The 16,487-nt window shown below is 74.3% G+C and carries 14 protein-coding genes; 9 read left to right on the top strand and 5 right to left on the bottom strand.

Annotation, left to right across the window (positions count from 1 at the left end; translation table 11 throughout):
- Window positions 1-85: 85 nt before the first annotated feature.
- The 3 genes from ACWCYY_RS24760 to ACWCYY_RS24770 are packed head-to-tail and all read left to right on the top strand — an operon-like array spanning window position 86 to window position 4,618.
- The gene (locus ACWCYY_RS24760) at window positions 86-727 is read left to right on the top strand and encodes a class F sortase (RefSeq protein ID WP_345290392.1); all 642 of its coding nucleotides are present in this window, start codon (window positions 86-88) and stop codon (window positions 725-727) included.
- 55 nt (window positions 728-782) lie between these two features.
- Window positions 783-2,093 (top strand): alpha/beta hydrolase, encoded by a 1,311-nt coding sequence (locus ACWCYY_RS24765; protein WP_449797283.1) that lies wholly within the window; start codon window positions 783-785, stop codon window positions 2,091-2,093.
- Window positions 2,090-4,618, top strand: a complete 2,529-nt coding sequence (locus ACWCYY_RS24770; RefSeq protein ID WP_449797284.1) for a bifunctional lysylphosphatidylglycerol flippase/synthetase MprF — start codon at window positions 2,090-2,092, stop codon at window positions 4,616-4,618. The genes ACWCYY_RS24765 and ACWCYY_RS24770 overlap by 4 nt, the downstream gene beginning before the upstream one ends.
- A gap of 12 nt (window positions 4,619-4,630) precedes the next feature.
- On the opposite strand, the gene ACWCYY_RS24775 is transcribed toward ACWCYY_RS24770, so the two are convergent.
- Entirely contained in the window at window positions 4,631-5,056 is a 426-nt protein-coding gene (locus ACWCYY_RS24775) for an SsgA family sporulation/cell division regulator (protein ID WP_449797285.1), read from the bottom strand.
- A gap of 342 nt (window positions 5,057-5,398) precedes the next feature.
- Here ACWCYY_RS24775 and ACWCYY_RS24780 point away from each other — a divergent pair, with 342 nt between their 5' ends.
- The 3 genes from ACWCYY_RS24780 (at window position 5,399) to ACWCYY_RS24790 (ending at window position 9,219) form a co-directional block, all read left to right on the top strand.
- Window positions 5,399-7,219, top strand: coding sequence for a DEAD/DEAH box helicase (locus ACWCYY_RS24780; protein WP_345290456.1), 1,821 nt, complete (start codon window positions 5,399-5,401; stop codon window positions 7,217-7,219).
- A 379-nt stretch (window positions 7,220-7,598) separates the two neighbouring features.
- Complete coding sequence (locus tag ACWCYY_RS24785; RefSeq protein WP_345290396.1) at window positions 7,599-8,249, top strand: IclR family transcriptional regulator; 651 nt, start codon at window positions 7,599-7,601, stop codon at window positions 8,247-8,249.
- A gap of 190 nt (window positions 8,250-8,439) precedes the next feature.
- A complete protein-coding gene (locus ACWCYY_RS24790) occupies window positions 8,440-9,219 on the top strand; it encodes a S16 family serine protease (protein WP_345290457.1) in 780 nt (259 codons plus the stop codon).
- A 70-nt stretch (window positions 9,220-9,289) separates the two neighbouring features.
- Here ACWCYY_RS24790 and ACWCYY_RS24795 read toward each other — a convergent pair whose 3' ends face one another.
- Both ACWCYY_RS24795 and ACWCYY_RS24800 read right to left on the bottom strand, forming a co-directional pair.
- Complete coding sequence (locus tag ACWCYY_RS24795) at window positions 9,290-10,168, bottom strand: helix-turn-helix domain-containing protein (RefSeq protein ID WP_449797286.1); 879 nt, start codon at window positions 10,166-10,168, stop codon at window positions 9,290-9,292.
- A complete protein-coding gene (locus tag ACWCYY_RS24800) occupies window positions 10,146-10,700 on the bottom strand; it encodes an Lrp/AsnC family transcriptional regulator (protein ID WP_449797287.1) in 555 nt (184 codons plus the stop codon). The genes ACWCYY_RS24795 and ACWCYY_RS24800 overlap by 23 nt, the downstream gene beginning before the upstream one ends.
- A gap of 226 nt (window positions 10,701-10,926) precedes the next feature.
- On the opposite strand from ACWCYY_RS24800, the gene ACWCYY_RS24805 reads away from it, so the two are divergent.
- A complete protein-coding gene (locus tag ACWCYY_RS24805; RefSeq protein ID WP_449797288.1) occupies window positions 10,927-11,460 on the top strand; it encodes a VOC family protein in 534 nt (177 codons plus the stop codon).
- A 180-nt stretch (window positions 11,461-11,640) separates the two neighbouring features.
- Here ACWCYY_RS24805 and ACWCYY_RS24810 read toward each other — a convergent pair whose 3' ends face one another.
- Both ACWCYY_RS24810 and ACWCYY_RS24815 read right to left on the bottom strand, forming a co-directional pair.
- Window positions 11,641-13,017 carry an ATP-binding protein gene (locus ACWCYY_RS24810; protein WP_449797330.1) on the bottom strand — a complete coding sequence of 459 codons (1,377 nt, stop codon included), beginning with the start codon at window positions 13,015-13,017 and terminating at the stop codon, window positions 11,641-11,643.
- 35 nt (window positions 13,018-13,052) lie between these two features.
- Window positions 13,053-13,766: a response regulator transcription factor gene (locus ACWCYY_RS24815; RefSeq protein ID WP_345290400.1), complete on the bottom strand. Its 714-nt coding sequence runs from the start codon at window positions 13,764-13,766 to the stop codon at window positions 13,053-13,055.
- A 168-nt stretch (window positions 13,767-13,934) separates the two neighbouring features.
- Between ACWCYY_RS24815 and ACWCYY_RS24820 the strand changes: the two genes are divergently transcribed.
- Both ACWCYY_RS24820 and ACWCYY_RS24825 read left to right on the top strand, forming a co-directional pair.
- The gene (locus ACWCYY_RS24820) at window positions 13,935-14,489 is read left to right on the top strand and encodes a hypothetical protein (RefSeq protein ID WP_345290401.1); all 555 of its coding nucleotides are present in this window, start codon (window positions 13,935-13,937) and stop codon (window positions 14,487-14,489) included.
- Window positions 14,490-14,846: 357 nt separating this feature from the next.
- Window positions 14,847-16,394: a cellulose binding domain-containing protein gene (locus ACWCYY_RS24825; protein ID WP_449797289.1), complete on the top strand. Its 1,548-nt coding sequence runs from the start codon at window positions 14,847-14,849 to the stop codon at window positions 16,392-16,394.
- The last annotated feature ends 93 nt before the right edge of the window (window positions 16,395-16,487 follow it).

Consider the following 16,487-nt stretch of genomic DNA (forward strand, 5'->3'; position numbering starts at 1 on the left):
CCGTTCAGTAGCTCACAGCGGGTGGGCGGGGCGGATGGCCGGTTGACTGGCGGGGTCGTGAGTCGGGCGGAGCGAGGGAGTGCGGGTGGCGCGCCAGCTGGTGTCGGGACCGTGGCCCGGGGCGGTGGCGGCCGGGGGTGCGCTGGTGGTGGGGGCGTGGCTGCTGGGCGGCGGGGGGATCGTGCTGCCGCCGGCTCCGGGGGCGGCGCAGGCGATGGACGGGGCGACCTCGGCCGCGCTGCTGGTGCCGCCGAGGGAGCGCGCGGTGCCGACCCGGATCAGGATCCCGGCGATCGGCGTGGACGCCCCGGTGACCGGGCTGGGACTGGACGGCGGCGGAAGGCTGGAGCCCCCGGCGGAGAAGGAACGGAACCTCGCGGGCTGGTACCGCGAGGGAATCACCCCAGGTCAGCGCGGAACCGCCATCGTGGCCGGGCACGTCGACACTGCGGAGGGCCCGGCGGTCTTCTACCGGCTCGGCTCGTTGCACAAGGGCGACCAGGTCGCGGTGGACGGCGAGGACCGCGGCACCGGCTGGTTCGTGGTGGACGCGGTGGAGAGCTTCGCGAAGCGGGACTTCCCGGACACCCGGGTGTACGGCCAGGGCAGGGACTCCCAGCTGCGCCTGATCACCTGCGGGGGCGACTACTCGGCGGCCCGCGGCTGGGAGGCCAACGTGGTGGTCTTCGCCCACCTGGTGCGCAGCGCGCGCGGAGCCGCCGCCTGACCGCGCGTCAGCCGGCGGGCCACCGAGGGACGGAAGGACGGAGGAGAAGAGCGGCATGACGATCGCGGCCTGGAACCCGCTGGACTGGAGCCTGACCACGGGGGTGATCCCCTACCTGGTGCTGGTGGCGGGGTGCGCCGCGCTGCTCGGACTGGCGGTGTCGCGGGGCCGCGGCTGGTGGACCCGGCGCTTCCCGTGCGCGGTGGTGACCGCCGCCGCCCTGACGGTGCTGCTGAAGTACGTGGTGGACGACTGGTGGCAGCCGCTGCCGGACGGCCTGCCGCGGCCGACGCTGGTCTGGACCGGGGTGGGGATCCTGGGCGTCTGCCTGGCCCTGTTCCGGATGCCGCCGTTGCGCTGGCGCGGACGGGCGGTGGCCGCGCTGGCCGCGGCCCTGGTGGTGCTGATGTCCTCCTCGCAGATCAACCGGGAGTTCGACCAGTACCCGACCCTGCGGGTGCTGCTGGCGCCGTGGATCGGCAAGACCGACGCACTGACCACCGGCAGGGTCCGGACCGTGCAGGTGCCACCGGGCAAGGTGCTCTCCGAGGTCTGGCACGCCCCGGCCGGGCTGCCGGCCAAGGGCACCGTCTCCACCGCGCCGGTGCCCGGCACCAAGTCCGGCTTCAAGGGCCGGGACGCGTACGTCTACCTGCCGCCCGCCTACCAGGCCGACCCGCGGCCGCTGCTGCCGGTGCTGGTGCTGATGGCCGGTCAGCCCGGTTCGCCGGGGGACTGGGTGAACTCCGGTCAGCTGCCCGAGCAGATGGACACCTTCGCCGCCGCGCACCAGGGTCTGGCCCCGATCGTGGTGGTGGTGGACCAGATCGGCTCCCAGTGGGCCAACACGCTCTGCATGAACTCCCGGATCGCCCAGTCCCAGACCTACCTCGCCGAGGACGTCCCGGACTGGATCCACGCGCACCTGCAGACCGCCACCGGCCGCACCGCCACCTCGATCGGCGGGCTCTCGCTGGGCGGCACCTGCGCGCTCCAGCTGGCGGTCAACGCACCCCAGGTCTACGGCTCCTTCCTGGACATCTCGGGCCAGCAGGAGCCGACCCTGGGCAGCCACGACAAGACCGTGGAGGAGGCCTTCGGCGGTGACGAGGCGGCCTTCGACGCGGTCGACCCGCTGCACGTGATGGCCCGTCAGCGCTTCCCCGACACCGACGCCGCCTTCGTGGTCGGCGAGGGCGACGGGGAGTACGGGCCGCAGCAGAAGGTGGTGTACCAGGCGGCGGTCGCGGCCGGGATGCGGGCGCACTTCCAGACCGTCCCGGGCGGCCACGACTGGAACACCTTCCGAGCCGGGCTCGGCGACAACCTGACCTGGCTGGCCCGGACGACGGGACTGATCCGATGACCGATGCGACCACCGATCCCCCGCCCGCCGCCGGGGCGCCCACCACCCCGGCCCCCGAGCGGCACCGCCGGCTGCGGATGGCGGCCGTGCTGGCGGCCCGGGTGCGCACCGCCCCGCTGACCCTGGTGCTGTTCATCGCGCTGTGGGTGGTCGGTGCGGCCACCGGCAGCCTCGGCGCCGGGCCGGACCAGCCGCTGCTGGAGCGGGTCGGGGTCGGCCTGCCGACCCTGGAGGCCGGGCGCTGGTGGACCCCGCTGAGCTCGCTGCTGTGGATGCCGGGCATCGGCGCGTACGTGGTGACCACCCTCGTCCTGCTGCTGGTCGGCCCGGTCGCGGAGCAGCGCCTCGGCGCGGCGCGCAGCGCACTGGCGCTGACGGTCTGCCAGGTGCTGGGCTCGCTGCTCGGGGTGGCCCTGGTGCGGCTCGGGGTGGCGGCGGACCTGAACTGGACGCAGGCGGTCCAGGACCAGATCGCGGTCGGCCCGGCGCCCGGGCTGCTCGGCCTGGCGGCGGTGCTCAGCTACCGGCTGACCGCGCTCTGGCGGCGCCGGCTGCGGCTGCTGGTGGTGCTGATGCCGGTGGTCACCATGCTCTACATCGGGCACCTGGAGGGCGTGCGCCGGGTGGCGGCGGTGCTGGTCGGTCTGCTGCTGGGGGCGCTGCTGTTCCACCGGGGCCCGGCCCGCCCGCGCGGGGTCTCGCACACCGAGGCCCGGGTCCTGGTCGCGCTCTGCCTGGTGGCCACCGCGGTCGGCCCGCTGGTGGCCTCGCTGTACAAGGACGCGATCGGGCCGTTCAACACCATGAGCGAGCTCTACTTCTCGCACGTGCCCTCGGCCGAGGAGGTGGCCGACGCCTGTGACGAGTCGGCCCGGGCCTGCGCCGCCGCGCACTCCACGCTGCGGTTCTTCGACTCGCCCGGGCGCCTGATGGCGGCCCTGGTCCCGGCCCTGCTGCTGGTGCTGGCGGAGGGGCTGCGCCGGGGACTGCGGCTGGCCTGGTGGCTGACGGTGGTGACCGAGCTGGCCTGGGCCGGCCTGCTGGTCTGGCTGCTGGTGGACAACTACGACGAGTTCGCGCGGACCGGCGGCGCGGGCTTCCTGATCCAGCTGATGGGCGAGGCGATGCTGCTCCCGGTGCTGGTCCTGGTACTGCTGCTGATCACCCGTCAGCGCTTCGACCAGCTGCTGCCGGGCCGGGTGGTGCGCCGGCTGGGGGCGGTGGTCGGCGCGACGCTGCTGCTCAGCTGCGGTGCGTACGTCGGGATCGGCTGGCTGGTGCGGGACCAGTACGAGCCGGACGCCACCTTCGGGCAGCTGGTGGCCGGCCTGCCCTCGGAGCTGCTGCCGCCGGCCTACAACGCGCTGGTGCCGGACTACCCGATCGCGGCGGGCGGGACGGCGCAGGCCACCCAGATCTGGTGCGGGGTGCTGTTCTGGGCGGTGGCGCTGACGGCGCTGCTGCTGGCCTTCCGCCGCCCGGTGGTGCACGTGGACGCCGAGGACGCGGCCCGGGCCCGGGAGCTGCTGACCGGGTACGGCGGTTCGACGCTGTCCTTCATCACCACCTGGGACGGCAACCACTACTGGTTCGACGAGCGGGGCGAGGCGGCGGTGGCGTACCGGGTGCTGGCCACCGTGGCGCTGACCACGGGCGACCCGTTCGGGGAGCCGGCGGCCCGGGAGCGGGCGGTGGCCGGATTCGCCCGGTACTGCGACGAGCGCGGCTGGACCCCGTGCTTCTACAGCGTCACCCCGCAGGTCCAGCAGGAGGCCGAGCGGCTCGGCTGGCGCTCGCTCCAGGTGGCCGAGGACACCGTGGTGCCGCTGCCCGACCTGGCCTTCACCGGCAAGAAGTGGCAGGACATCAGGACCTCGCTGAACAAGGCCGCCAAACAGGGCATCACCGCCGAGTGGTGGAGCTGGGCGGACGCCCCGATCGCGGTGAAGGACCAGATCCGCTCGATCTCCGAGGAGTGGGTCTCGGACAAGGGCCTGCCCGAGATGGGCTTCACCCTCGGCGGGCTGGACGAGCTGGCCGACCCGGCGGTGCGGATCCTGGTCGCGGTGGACGGGGACCGCACCGTGCACGGGCTCACCAGCTGGATGCCGGTGTACCGGGACGGCGTGCCGGTCGGCTGGACGCTGGACTTCATGCGCCGCCGCTCGGAGGGCTTCCGGGGCGTGATGGAGTTCCTGATCGCCTCGGCCGCGCTGGGCTTCAAGGAGGAGGGCGCCGAGTGGCTCAGCCTGTCCGGCGCCCCGCTGGCCCGGGTCGAGCGGGGCGGGCAGCCGACGGCGCTGGACCGGCTGATGGACTGGCTGGGCCGGTCGATGGAGCCGGTGTACGGCTTCCGCTCGCTGCTGGCCTTCAAGGCGAAGTTCCAGCCCGAGTACCGCCCGATGTACATGGTGTACCCCGACCCGGCGGCGCTGGCCAGCATCAGCCGGGCGATCGGCAAGGCGTACCTGCCGCACCTGACGCCCGCTCAGGGGGTGCGCCTGATGCGCAAGCTCTCCTCCTGAGGCCCCGCCGGATCACCGGAGCAGCTCGGCCAGCGCCCGGTCGGCGTCCAGGTGGAGGTGCTCCTGGCCGGCCGCCACCAGGGCGTGGCTGCGCCACAGGAAGCGGCGCAGCTCCGGGGCGGGGAAGCGGACCAGCGCGGTGCCCTCGGGGGAGCGCAGCTCCACCAGGGTGTGCCGGGGGGAGGAGGGGCGGACGTGCACGTCGCCCTGGCCGCAGGGCAGGTCCACCCCGCCCGCGAGCAGCTCCCGGGCGAACACCCAGGTGATCTCCGGGACGCCGTCCGGGACGGGCTCGCCGTCCAGGGCGAACTCGGCGGGGAAGCCCATCCGCACGGCCAGCGGGTCGCAGGCCCGGTAGCGCAGGGTGACCCGGAGCGGGGCCGAGCGGTGCGCGCTGACGATGAGGTGGGCCTGGACGACCTGCTCGACGACGGACATGGGTGCCTCCCGGTGGCGGTGCGTGCGGACCCGTTCGTTCGGGGCCACACCGGTGAGACGGGTGGGGCGCCCGGGGCTTACGCGACTCGGGTGGGGGAAACGGGTGATCCGCGTCACAGGGCGGGGCTCCCCGGGAGGCCCCGGAAGGGGCCCGCGGAAGCCGCTGACCAGGGCCCCGGGGGCACCCGCGCGGCGCCCGTGTCGGGCCGCCCTCCCGGCCGGGCCCCGGTAGGCTAGGCGGGTTGTCCGACCGCCGTCCCACCGTGGATCGGGCCTGCCACAACGGCCCTGACCTGCGACGATCCCCCCTCGGAGACCGTGAGTACTGCCGCCAGCTCCGCCATGACCCCGCTCTTCTCGGACGCCCAGCCGCACACCGCGGCGAAGGCCGCCCACGCGGGCTCGCACCACCTGTCCCCGGCCTTCCCCAGCCGTGCCGCCTACGGCACCGCGGGCAAGCTCCGGGCCTGGCAGCAGGGTGCGCTGGACAAGTACGTCGAGAACCAGCCGCGGGACTTCCTCGCGGTCGCCACCCCCGGCGCCGGCAAGACCACCTTCGCCCTGACCCTGGCCTCGTACCTGCTGCACAACCACCTGGTGCAGCAGATCACCGTGGTCGCGCCGACCGAGCACCTGAAGAAGCAGTGGGCGGAGGCGGCCGGGCGGATAGGGATCAAGCTCGACCCGGCGTACTCCTCCGGCCCGCTGTCGAAGGAGTACCACGGCATCGTGGTCACCTACGCGGGCGTGGGCGTCAACCCGATGCTGCACCGCAACCGGACCGAGGCCCGCAAGACCCTGGTCATCATGGACGAGATCCACCACGCCGGTGACTCCAAGTCCTGGGGCGAGGCCTGCTTCGAGGCCTTCGAACCGGCCACCCGGCGCCTCGCGCTGACCGGGACGCCGTTCCGCTCCGACACCAACCCGATCCCCTTCGTCCAGTACGGCGTGGACACCGACGGCCTGCGCAAGTCGGTGGCCGACTACACCTACGGCTACGGGCACGCGCTGGCCGACCACGTCGTCCGCCCGGTGATCTTCCTGTCCTACAGCGGCAACATGCGCTGGCGGACCAAGTCCGGCGACGAGCTGGAGGCGCGGCTCGGCGAGCCGATGACCAAGGACCTGATCGCCCAGGCCTGGCGGACCGCGCTGGCCCCGCAGGGCGAGTGGATCCCGAGCGTGCTGCAGGCCGCCGACAAGCGCCTCAGCGAGGTCCGCAAGGCCATCCCGGACGCCGGCGGCCTGGTGATCGCCACCGACCAGAACGTGGCCCGGGCCTACGCAAAGATCCTGCGCGAGATCAGCGGGGAGAAGGTCACCCTGGTGCTCTCGGACGAGACCGAGGCCTCCCAGCGGATCTCCGACTACGCGGCCGGCACCTCGCGCTGGATGGTCGCGGTCCGGATGGTGTCCGAGGGCGTCGACGTGCCCCGGCTCTGCGTGGGGGTGTACGCCACCTCGATCTCCACCCCGCTGTTCTTCGCCCAGGCCGTCGGCCGCTTCGTGCGCGCCCGCAAGCGCGGCGAGACCGCCTCGGTCTTCCTCCCCACCGTGCCCACCCTGCTCGGCTTCGCCAACGAGATGGAGCTCCAGCGCGACCACGTGCTGGACCGTCCGAAGAAGGAGGGCGAGGGCCTCTTCGACGAGGAGGACCGGCTGCTCGCCGAGGCCGAGCGGGCCGACGACGGCCCGGACGGCGCGGGCGGCGACGAGTTCAGCTACGAGGCGATCGGCTCGGACGCGGTCTTCGACCGGGTGCTCTACAACTCCATGGAGTTCGGGATGCAGGCGCACCCGGGCAGCGAGGAGGAGGAGGACTACCTCGGCATCCCGGGCCTGCTGGAGCCGGACCAGGTGCAGATGCTGCTGCAGAAGCGCCAGACCCGGCAGATCCAGCGCTCCAAGGGCAAGCCGGCCGAGGAGGCCGACCTGCTCGAACTCCCGGCCGAGCAGCGTCCGGTGGTGACCCATCAGGAGCTGCGCGACCTGCGCAAGGAGCTGAACGGCCTGGTGGCCGCCTGGCACCACCGGACCAACCAGCCGCACGGCACCATCCACAACGAGCTGCGCCGCCAGTGCGGCGGTCCGCTCACCGCCCAGGCCACCGCCAACCAGCTGAAGGCCCGGATCGCCAAGGTCAAGGAGTGGGCCAACTGACGGCCCCCGTCCGGAGTCCGTTCACACCGTCCGTTCACACCGCCCGTGTCCGGACTCCGGAATTCCTTCGAACGCACGACTGATTTGCCCTTGGGAAATGGGCTTGATGTCCGCTTTTGGCGCGCGTTCGATAACGGATGTTGACCGAATTTTGGACAAGGCCTTCCGCTGTGCGGTCTCCGTTCACTACTTTCTCCCCACGCTCTCTCGAACGACCACCCGCGGTCGGGACGGGCGCACCGCAAGGCTGTGCGTTCGTCGAAGGAGCCGACGCACCGCCTCAGCGCGGAAAACCCCCACCTGCGCGCGACACCCCGGTCTCCGGCTCCGGTTCCCCCTGCCCGGAGCCAGGTGACCGCCGCAGAAAGGAATGCGCGTCGTGACTGCCGAGACCTCCCAGACCCTGGACCGTGGTGTCCGGGTCCTCAAGCTGCTCGCCGACTCCGAACGCGGCCTGACCGTGACCGAGTTGGCGGCACGGTTGGCCGTCAACCGGACCGTCGTCTACCGCCTGCTGGCCACCCTGGAGCAGCACGGACTGGTCCGTCGCGACATCGGCGGCCGGGCACGGGTCGGCCTCGGCGTGCTCCGGCTCGCGCACCGGGTCCACCCGCTGCTGCGCGAGGCCGCGCTGCCCGCGCTGCGCAGCCTGGCCGAGGACCTCGGCGCCACCGCCCACCTGACCCTGGTGGACGGCGCGGAGGCGCTCGCGGTCGCCGTGGTCGAGCCCAGCTGGACCGACTTCCACGTCGCCTACCGCACCGGCCTGCGCCACCCGCTGGACGAGAGCGCGGCCGGCCGCGCCATCCTGGAGGCCCGCAACTTCCCCGGCCAGCGCCGCCCCGACCAGGGCTTCGTGATCACCCGCGCCGAGGAGCAGTCCGGCGCCAGCGGCGCCGCCGCCGCGCTGATCGGCCTCAGCGGCATCGAGGGCAGCGTCGGCGTGGTGATGCTCAACGGCCTGGTGCCCGAGCGGGTCGGCCCGCGGGTGGTGGAGGCCGCCACCGAGGTGGCCGACGCGCTGCGCTGAGCGCCCTGCGCCGACGGCCCGCCGCCGCTCGCGCCGCCCTGACGCCCCGCCACCGCACGTGCCGCCCTGACACCCCGCCGCCGAACGCCCGGCGGTGGGCCCGGCGGCGGAGGCGACCCCGTACGATCACGGTGTGTCCGATCTCGGTGTGCCCGACCAGAACCCGTCCCCGGCCCCCCGCGCCCGCCGGCTGCCCGGGCCGCGGGCCCGTGCGCTGACCCTGTGCGGGGTGCTGGTCGCGGCGCTGTTCGGGACGGCCGCCTTCGTGCCGCTGCCCTACACGCTCACCATGCCCGGCGACACCGCGGACGTGCTCGGCTCCTACCAGGACCGGCCGGTGCTGACCGTCACCGGGGCGCCGGTGCGGACCACCAGCGGGCAGCTGCGGATGGTGACCATCTCGGCCACCAACCCCGGCGAGCGGCTCAGCCTGGCCGAGGCGCTGAGCGCCTGGCTCGACCCGGACGAGGCCGTGCTGCCCTCCGAGGCCGTCTACCCGGACACGGACCCGGAGAAGGCCGAGCAGGTGACGGCCGAACAGATGACGGACTCCCAGGACAGCGCCACCACCGCCGCCCTGAACTACCTCAAGCTCTCGCCGGCCCAGGTCAAGGTGAAGGTCGACCTGGGCGCGGTCGGCGGGCCGAGCGCCGGGCAGCTGATCGCGCTCGGCATCGTGGACAAGCTGGCCGGTGACGGCAAGGGCGGTGACCTGACCGGGGGCCGCGTGGTCGCCGGCACCGGGACCATCGACGATCAGGGCAACGTCGGCGCGGTCGGCGGGGTGCCGCTGAAGACCCAGGCCGCGGCCCGGGACGGGGCGACCGTCTTCCTGGTCCCCAGGAGCGAGTGCTCCGAGGCCAAGGTGAACCTGCCGGCCGGGCTGCGGCTGGTGCCGGTGGAGACCCTGGCCGGATCCGTCGCCGCGCTCACCGCGCTGAACGAGGGCGGTGCGGTGCCCGCCTGCTGACGCGGGCACCCGTGGGTCCGCCCCGTGGTGTGGTGGAGGGCGGCTCCCGGGGAGGTCTCCCCGGGGGGCGTCAGAGTCCGAAGGCCGCCGCCGCGAGGTCGTCCGTCAGGCGGGACCGCAGCTGGGCCGCGATCTGCGGTAAACGGTGCGCCTGGGCCATCGGCAGGGTGACGGAGAAGGCGGCCAGCCCGCTGCCCATCACGATCGGCACCGCCGCCCCGGCCGCCCCCAGGGCGAACTCCTGGTACTGCGTGATCGGCGCCGCCCGCTGCGGACCCTGCCGGGGCAGCAGCGGCAGCCGGGACGGGTCGCGCAGCGTGTACGGGGTGAACGGCACCATCGGGTACCGGGCCAGGTGGGCCCGCCGCTCCTCGGCCGACATCAGCGCCAGCAGCGTCTTGCCCGCCGAGGTGGCGTGCGCGCCCGCCCGGAACCCGGAGAGGTCCACCGTCGGCGCCCCGGGCGCGGCGTGCGAGGCGACCAGCACCACCTCGCCGCGCAGGTGGCGGGAGAGGTAGACGGCCGCGCCCAGTTCGTCGCTCAGGCGGCGCAGCATCCGCTCCAGGCGCCGTCGCCCGGCCGCCGGGCCCTCCTCCCGGCAGAGCCCGGCCACCGCGGGACCGGTCAGGTACCGGCCCTCCAGGCGCTCCAGGTAGCGGTCGTGCACCAGCGTGCGGAGCAGGTGGTACGCGGTGCCGAGGGCCAGCCCGGTGTCCCGGGCCAGCTGCTTGGCGGTGGCGCCGCGCGGGTAGCGGGCCACCGCCTCCAGCAGGCGCAGCGCCCGCTGCGCGGAGGCGATCAGGGTCGGCGGCGGTTGGCGCTCCGGCGACGGGCGCTCCGGCGACGGGCGGCCGGGCGGCGGGCGGTCGAATGACGGGGCGTCAGGTGACGGCAGATCAGGTGACGGAAGGTCAGGGTTGCGGCGCTCAGGCGCCGGTGCGGGTGTCATGGAGTCGATCTTGACTCGCCTGGTCCCGGGCGGCCTGCTCGCGGGCGGTCTGTTCGCGTGCCGCCTGGTCGACCAGCGGCAGCACCCGGAACGGTACGGGATTCTCCAGCGCGATCGCGGTGGAGGCCCGGACGATCCCGTCGAAGCCCACCACCCGGTCGATCACCCGTTGGAGGTCGGCGTTCGAGCGGGCCACGATCCGCACCAGCATGTCGCCCTGTCCGGTGATGGTGTGCAGCTCCAGCACCTCCGGGACCGAGGTCAGGTGCGCCCGCACGTCCACCCCCTGGCCCTGGGAGATCTCCAGGGTGGCGAAGGCCGTCACCGGGTAGCCGATCGCCGCCGGGTCCACCTGCGGGCCGAAGCCGCCGATCACGCCCCGGGACTGCAGGCGGTCGAGCCGGGCCTGCACGGTGCCGCGGGCCACCTGGAGGCGGCGGGAGCACTCCAGCACCCCGATCCTCGGCTCCTCGCTGAGGAGCCTGATCAGCTTGCCGTCGAGCTGGTCGATGGCGTCGTTCGGCGTCTGCACGGCTGCTGCTCCGTCCGTGGGTGGGGGTGGTGGGGCGGTGCCCGTGGGGGTGGGCAAACTGTCCAGCGGTGACCGCCATTCTCCGGCCCGGGGCGGCAGCTTGCCCAGGACCGGGAGCACCGGTTGCGTAACGCCGCCACGGACGGGACGCTCCCTGCACCGCCCCGCGGAACGGGCCCCCACACCGGGCCGCGGGGCTCGGACCGGCCCACCGGGGAGGTACTCGTTGACCGACGTCTCCACCGCACCGCACGTCCTCCACCCGGACGGGCCCGGGCCGCTCGCGGCGCTGCGCACCGACGCCGTCTACGCCGTCCGGGACGCCCGCCTCGTCGCCCGCCACTACGCCGTCTCGCTCGCCATGCGCTGCACCGCGTGGGCCGGTCCGGCCACCGGCTGCCCCTCGGTGCTCTCCTACGTCCTGGAGTCCGGACCTACCCGGCTGGTCGTCAGCTCCGCGCTGGCACCGGGGAGTTCACACGCCCGGCGGATCGCCGAGCACGTCGAGCGGCACGGGGACTCGCTGCTGGACCTGGTGATCGAAGTGCCGGACGCCTACGCCGCGTACGACTACGCGGTGGACCGGGGCGCCCGCTCGGTCACCGAGCCGTTCGAACTCGGCGACCGCTACGGCACCGCCGTCCTCGCCGTGCTCGGCACCCCCGGCCCGGCCCGCCACCTGCTCGCCGACCGCACCGCCTACCCGGGCCCGTACCTGCCGGGCTACCGCCCCGCCCCGCCGCACCTGCTGCAGCACTAGCCGACGCGCCGCCCAGGCCGCCCGGAGCGCAGCCAGGGGCGCGAGGAACTGCGCGAATCGGAAGGCACCGACCCGTGTGCCGGGTACGGAGAACCACCTGCAAGTGGGTGCCCGTACCCGGCACACGGGTGTCCTGCTTCCGCCGCGCGCAGTTCCCCGCGCCCCTGGCCGGAGGCCGGCTCAGCGGCGGCGGCGCGCCGGGCGGGGGACGGTCGGCCTGGTCTCCAGGCGCAGGCGCAGTTCGGCTCCGCCGAGGCCGGCCGAGCGGCCCAGCGCCAGATCGCCCCCGGTGGTCTCGGCCAGCTTGCGGACGATGTCCAGTCCGAGCCCGGTCGAGCCCTCGCCGCCCTGCCCCTCGCCGCGGCGCAGCGCCGCCTCCGGGTCGGCGAAGCCGGCCCCCGCGTCGCCGACCAGCACGATCACCGAGCCCTCGGTGACCAGCACGTCCACCGAGAAGGCGGTGCCCATCGGGGTGTGCCGGAAGACGTTGCCGAGCAGGGCGTCCACCGCCGCCGCCAGGTCGCCGCGCTGCACCGGCACCGGTGCGGCGCCCTCCGCCCCGGCCAGCTGCCAGCGGCGCCCCTCGTCCTCGGCCAGCGCGGACCAGAAGCCGACCCGCTCGCGGATCACCTCGGCCGCGTCGCAGCCGATCGCCACCTGCGGCACGTCCTCGGGGGAGCGCCGGGCGGCCCGGATGATCTGGTCCACCTCGCGCTCCAGCTGGGCCACCGCGTGCCGGGCCGCGTCCGCCGCGTCGCCGCTGCCCAGCGACGCGGTGTTCAGCCGGAGCACGGTCAGCGGGGTGCGCAGCCGGTGCGACAGGTCGGCCGCCAACTCCCTTTCGGCGGCGAGCAGATGGACCACCCGGTCGGCCATCGCGTTGAACGCGTGTGCCGCCTCCCGGAGCTCGTTCGGCAGGCCTTCGGACTCCCGGCCGTCCACCGGCACCCGGACCGCCAGGTTGCCGCTCCCGAGCGAACGGGCGGCGGCCGCCAGCCGACGGGAGGAGCCGACGATCCGGGAGCCCATCCGGTCCGCCACCAGCACCGAGATCGCCACCAGGCCGACCGCCACCCCCGAGAGCACCAGCCAGGCGGTGACCACCCCGTGCCCGAGCTCCTCCTCGGCCACGAACACCTCGACCACCGCGACCCGACTGCCGCTCACCGCCACCGACTTGAGCAGCACGAAGCCGCCCGGAGCCGCGGCCACGAAGGACCGGCCCTGCCCGGAGCGGCCCTGGCCGGCCGCCTCCGCCACCGAGGACTGCGCGGCCCGGCTGTGGCCGACCACCGTGCCCGGGCCGAACCCGGTGACCGGCAGGTGCACCGCGACCCGCTCCTGGGTGGCCGAGTCGGTGGAGGCCAACGCCCTTGCGATGGCGTCCTGTTCGGTGGTGATGGCCAGGGCCGGGCCGAGCGCGGCGGCCTGCCGCTCGGCGGCGGCGAAGGCGCGGTCCCGCGCGGTCTGCTGGACCATCAGGCCCAGCGGAATCAGGAAGGCCAGCGCGACCATGGTGGTCCCGGCCACCGCTGCCCTGACGAGTGCCCAGCGCAGCGAGTGGCCGCCCCCGCCGACCCGGTCGCGCCGCCTCACGTCGCTTCCCCGCCGTCCGGCGCCGGAGCGGCGGGCGCCTCCAGGCGGACCCCGACGCCGCGCACCGTGTGCAGGTAGCGCGGCTTGGAGGCGGTCTCGCCGAGCTTGCGGCGCAGCCAGGACAGGTGCACGTCGATGGTCTGGTCCCCGCCGTAGGTCTGGCGCCAGACCTCGGCCAGGATCTCCTTGCGCGGCACCACCACCCCGGGCCTGGCCGCCAGGAAGGCCAGCAGGTCGAACTCACGCCGGGTCAGGTCCAGCGGCCGGGCGTCCAGCAGGGCCTCCCGGCGCTGCACGTCGATCGCCAGTCCGCCGACCCGCAGCACCCGCCCGGCCGGGGCGCTGCCACCGCCGAAGCGGCGCAGCACCGCCGCCATCCGGGCCGTCAGGTGCTCGACGGAGAAAGGTTTCACCAGGTAGTCGTCGGCGCCGTCGTTGAGCAGCCGGACGATCTCCGCCTCGTCGTCCCGGGCGGTGGAGATGATCACCGGGACGTCGGTCAGCCCTCTGATCATCTTCAGCGCCTCGGAGCCGTCCAGGTCCGGCAGACCGAGGTCCAGGATCACCAGGTCGCACCCGACCTGGGCCACCTCGCGGAGCGCCTCCAGCGCGGTGCCGACGCTCCTGACCGCGTGGCCGGAATCGGCCAGGTGCCGGATCAGGGCGGAGCGTACGAAGGGGTCGTCCTCGACCACGAGCACTGTTGCCATGGGGCCGCAGGCTAGTCCATCCCGGAGCAGTGGTCTGTACCTCGGTCGGTCTGGCAGGAGTGCCGGACGGCCGCTCCCTGCCACCTCGGTGTCATTTGTGCAACTTCCCTGCCGATTCCCTGACCTGCACGCCAGCCGGTCGCGGCGGTACGGCAGGATGTGGACGCGATGCGGAACGGACTCGTACAACTCGGCGCCTGGACGGCTGCCACCGGGGCGGCGGTGGCGCTGTCCTGGTTCGGCGTGCACGCGGTGCTGGCCGAGACGGCCTTCGAACAGCCCTCCGCCCTCCAGCTCCCCACCTCGGCCGCCCACCCCTCGTCCGACGCACCGTCAACCCCCGCCCCGCCCACCGCCGTCGAACCGTCCCCGAGCGCCTCGCCGACCCCCTCCGCCACCCCGCTCGCCCCCACCAGCCCGGCCCCCGGCCGCACCCCGGCGAAGAAGCCCGCCGCCCCCGGCAGCGCCGCCGCGTCGGCCCCCGGCAGCGCGGCCGCGGTCTCCTCGGTCAAGAGCTACCGCGTCCCCGGCGGCCGGGTCGCGCTCGACATGCAGCCCACCACCGCCGAACTGGTCTCGGCCACACCGGACCAGGACTGGCAGATGCAGATCTGGCAGGGCGACAAGTGGCTCCGCGTCGACTTCACCAAGGACGGCGCCACCAACTCCGTCTTCGCCACCTGGAACGGCCACCACCCGGACGTCCAGACCGTCGTCCGCTGACCCCCTGCCGGGGGCGCGTGCACGGTTCGGCGCGTGGCGTCGGCCGGGGTGATTGCACCAGGGGCGCGGGGAACGCAGGTGGTGATCCCGGGGGCGCGAGGAACTGCGCGAGTCGGAAGGCGGACCAGTGCCAGGTCGGGGCAGGCGAGCCAGTTGCACGTGGTGCCGTTCCCCCGCGCGCAGTTCCTCGCGCCCCCGGGGTGACCACTTTCGCCGCGCCCCCACCGCTCTTCCTTAACGGCGCCGTAAGGGAGGTGTTCGGCTGGCTGAGGGACGGCTTCCGGCCGGTCCGGCCGGGCTAGCGTCTGGCGGGTCCGGAGGCGTGGGGCTTCCGGTGACGCCGGAGGTAGCGAGCAGATGAGCCAGCCCACCCGCCGTTCGGGACACCGCCGCCGCAGCCGCAAGGGGCCGGTGGCCTTCGCGGCCGCCCTGGCCACCGTGCTCGCCGCCGGAGCCGCCGTCACCTTCGCCACCTCGGCCGGCGCGGCCAGCCTCGGCGCCGTCTACAGCCGGACCAGCACCTGGGAGTCCGGTTACACCGGCCAGTACCTGGTGACCAACCCGGGCAGTGCGGCGATCGACGACTGGACGCTCGGCTTCGACCTCCCCGACGGGGCCCGGATCGACTCGCTGTGGAACGCCACCTTCAGCGCCACCGGCCGGCACGTCACCGTGAAGGCCCAGTCCTGGAACAAGCGGATCGAGCCGGGGAAGACCGTCGAGGTCGGCTTCGTGGTCCAGGGCAGCGGCGCGGCCCAGGCCGAGCCGGCCAACTGCACCGTCAACGACTCCCCGTGCAAGGGCGGCAGCACCCCGCCGCCCACCCCCTCCGGCCGCCCGAGCACCACGCCGACCGCCTCCACCTCTCCGTCCGCGTCCGCCTCTGCCTCCGCGTCCGCGTCCGCGACGGCCACGGTCAAGCCGACCCCGACCGTGACGCCCAGTCAGACCCCGTCCCCGACCGGCACCACCGCCCCGCCGGTGACGACGGCTCACTTCGCCCCGTACGTGGACACCTCCCTCTGGCCCCCGTTCGACCTGGTGGCCACCGCCAAGGCCGGCGGCGTGAAGAACTTCAACCTCGCCTTCGTCGTCTCCGGCGGCGGCTGCACCCCCAAGTGGGGCGGCGTCAGTGACCTCGCCGCTGACCCGGTGGCGGCCCAGATCGGTGCGCTGCGCGCGATCGGCGGCGACGTCCGGGCCTCCTTCGGCGGCGCCAACGGCAGCGAGCTCGCCACCGCCTGCACCTCGGTGGCGGACCTCACCGCCGCCTACCAGAAGACCGTGGACGCCTACGCCCTCACCAAGGTCGACTTCGACGTGGAGGGCGGTGCGCTCGGTGACACCGCGGCCAACACCCGCCGTGCCCAGGCCATCGCCCAGCTCCAGAAGAACGCCGCCGCCAAGGGCCGCCCGCTGGACGTCTCCTTCACCCTCCCGGTGCTGCCCAGCGGTCTCACCCAGGACGGCGTGAACCTGGTCGCCAACGCCAAGGCCGCCGGGGTGGCGATCGGCGCGGTGAACGTGATGGCGATGGACTACGGCGCCGGCGCGGCCCCGAACCCGCAGGGCCGGATGGGCAAGTACGCGATCGACGCCGCCACCGCGACCCAGGCCCAGCTGAAGTCGGTGCTCGGCCTGTCCGACGCGGCGGCCTGGTCCAAGGTCGCGGTCACCCCGATGATCGGTGTGAACGACGTCTCCACTGAGGTCTTCACCGTGGCCGACGCCACCGAGCTGGCCGCGTTCGCCAAGGGCAAGCACCTGGCCTGGCTCTCGATGTGGTCCGGCACCCGCGACAAGGCCTGCCCGGGCGGCCCGAAGCCGGCCGCCGACGCGACCTGCAGCAGCATCGCCCAGCAGCCGCTGGACTTCACCCGGGCCCTCGGCGCCTACACCGGCTGACGCTCCCTCCGTCCCGAGCGGCCGGGGGCTCCTGACCTCACGGGGGGTCAGGAGCCCCCGGCCGTGCTCGACGGCCCCGGCCGCTCGCCGGGC

The sequence above is a fragment of the Kitasatospora sp. NPDC001664 genome, assembly GCF_053596675.1.

Excerpts from the sequence above, each read along its gene's own strand:
- ACWCYY_RS24765 (WP_449797283.1), top strand. The coding sequence starts at position 783 with ATGACGATCGCGGCCTGGAACCCGCTGGACTGGAGCCTGACCACGGGG.
- ACWCYY_RS24770 (WP_449797284.1), top strand. The coding sequence starts at position 2,090 with ATGACCGATGCGACCACCGATCCCCCGCCCGCCGCCGGGGCGCCCACC.
- ACWCYY_RS24775 (WP_449797285.1), bottom strand. The coding sequence starts at position 5,056 with ATGTCCGTCGTCGAGCAGGTCGTCCAGGCCCACCTCATCGTCAGCGCG.
- ACWCYY_RS24780 (WP_345290456.1), top strand. The coding sequence starts at position 5,399 with ATGACCCCGCTCTTCTCGGACGCCCAGCCGCACACCGCGGCGAAGGCC.
- ACWCYY_RS24795 (WP_449797286.1), bottom strand. The coding sequence starts at position 10,168 with ATGACACCCGCACCGGCGCCTGAGCGCCGCAACCCTGACCTTCCGTCA.
- ACWCYY_RS24815 (WP_345290400.1), bottom strand. The coding sequence starts at position 13,766 with ATGGCAACAGTGCTCGTGGTCGAGGACGACCCCTTCGTACGCTCCGCC.
- ACWCYY_RS24820 (WP_345290401.1), top strand. The coding sequence starts at position 13,935 with ATGCGGAACGGACTCGTACAACTCGGCGCCTGGACGGCTGCCACCGGG.
- ACWCYY_RS24825 (WP_449797289.1), top strand. The coding sequence starts at position 14,847 with ATGAGCCAGCCCACCCGCCGTTCGGGACACCGCCGCCGCAGCCGCAAG.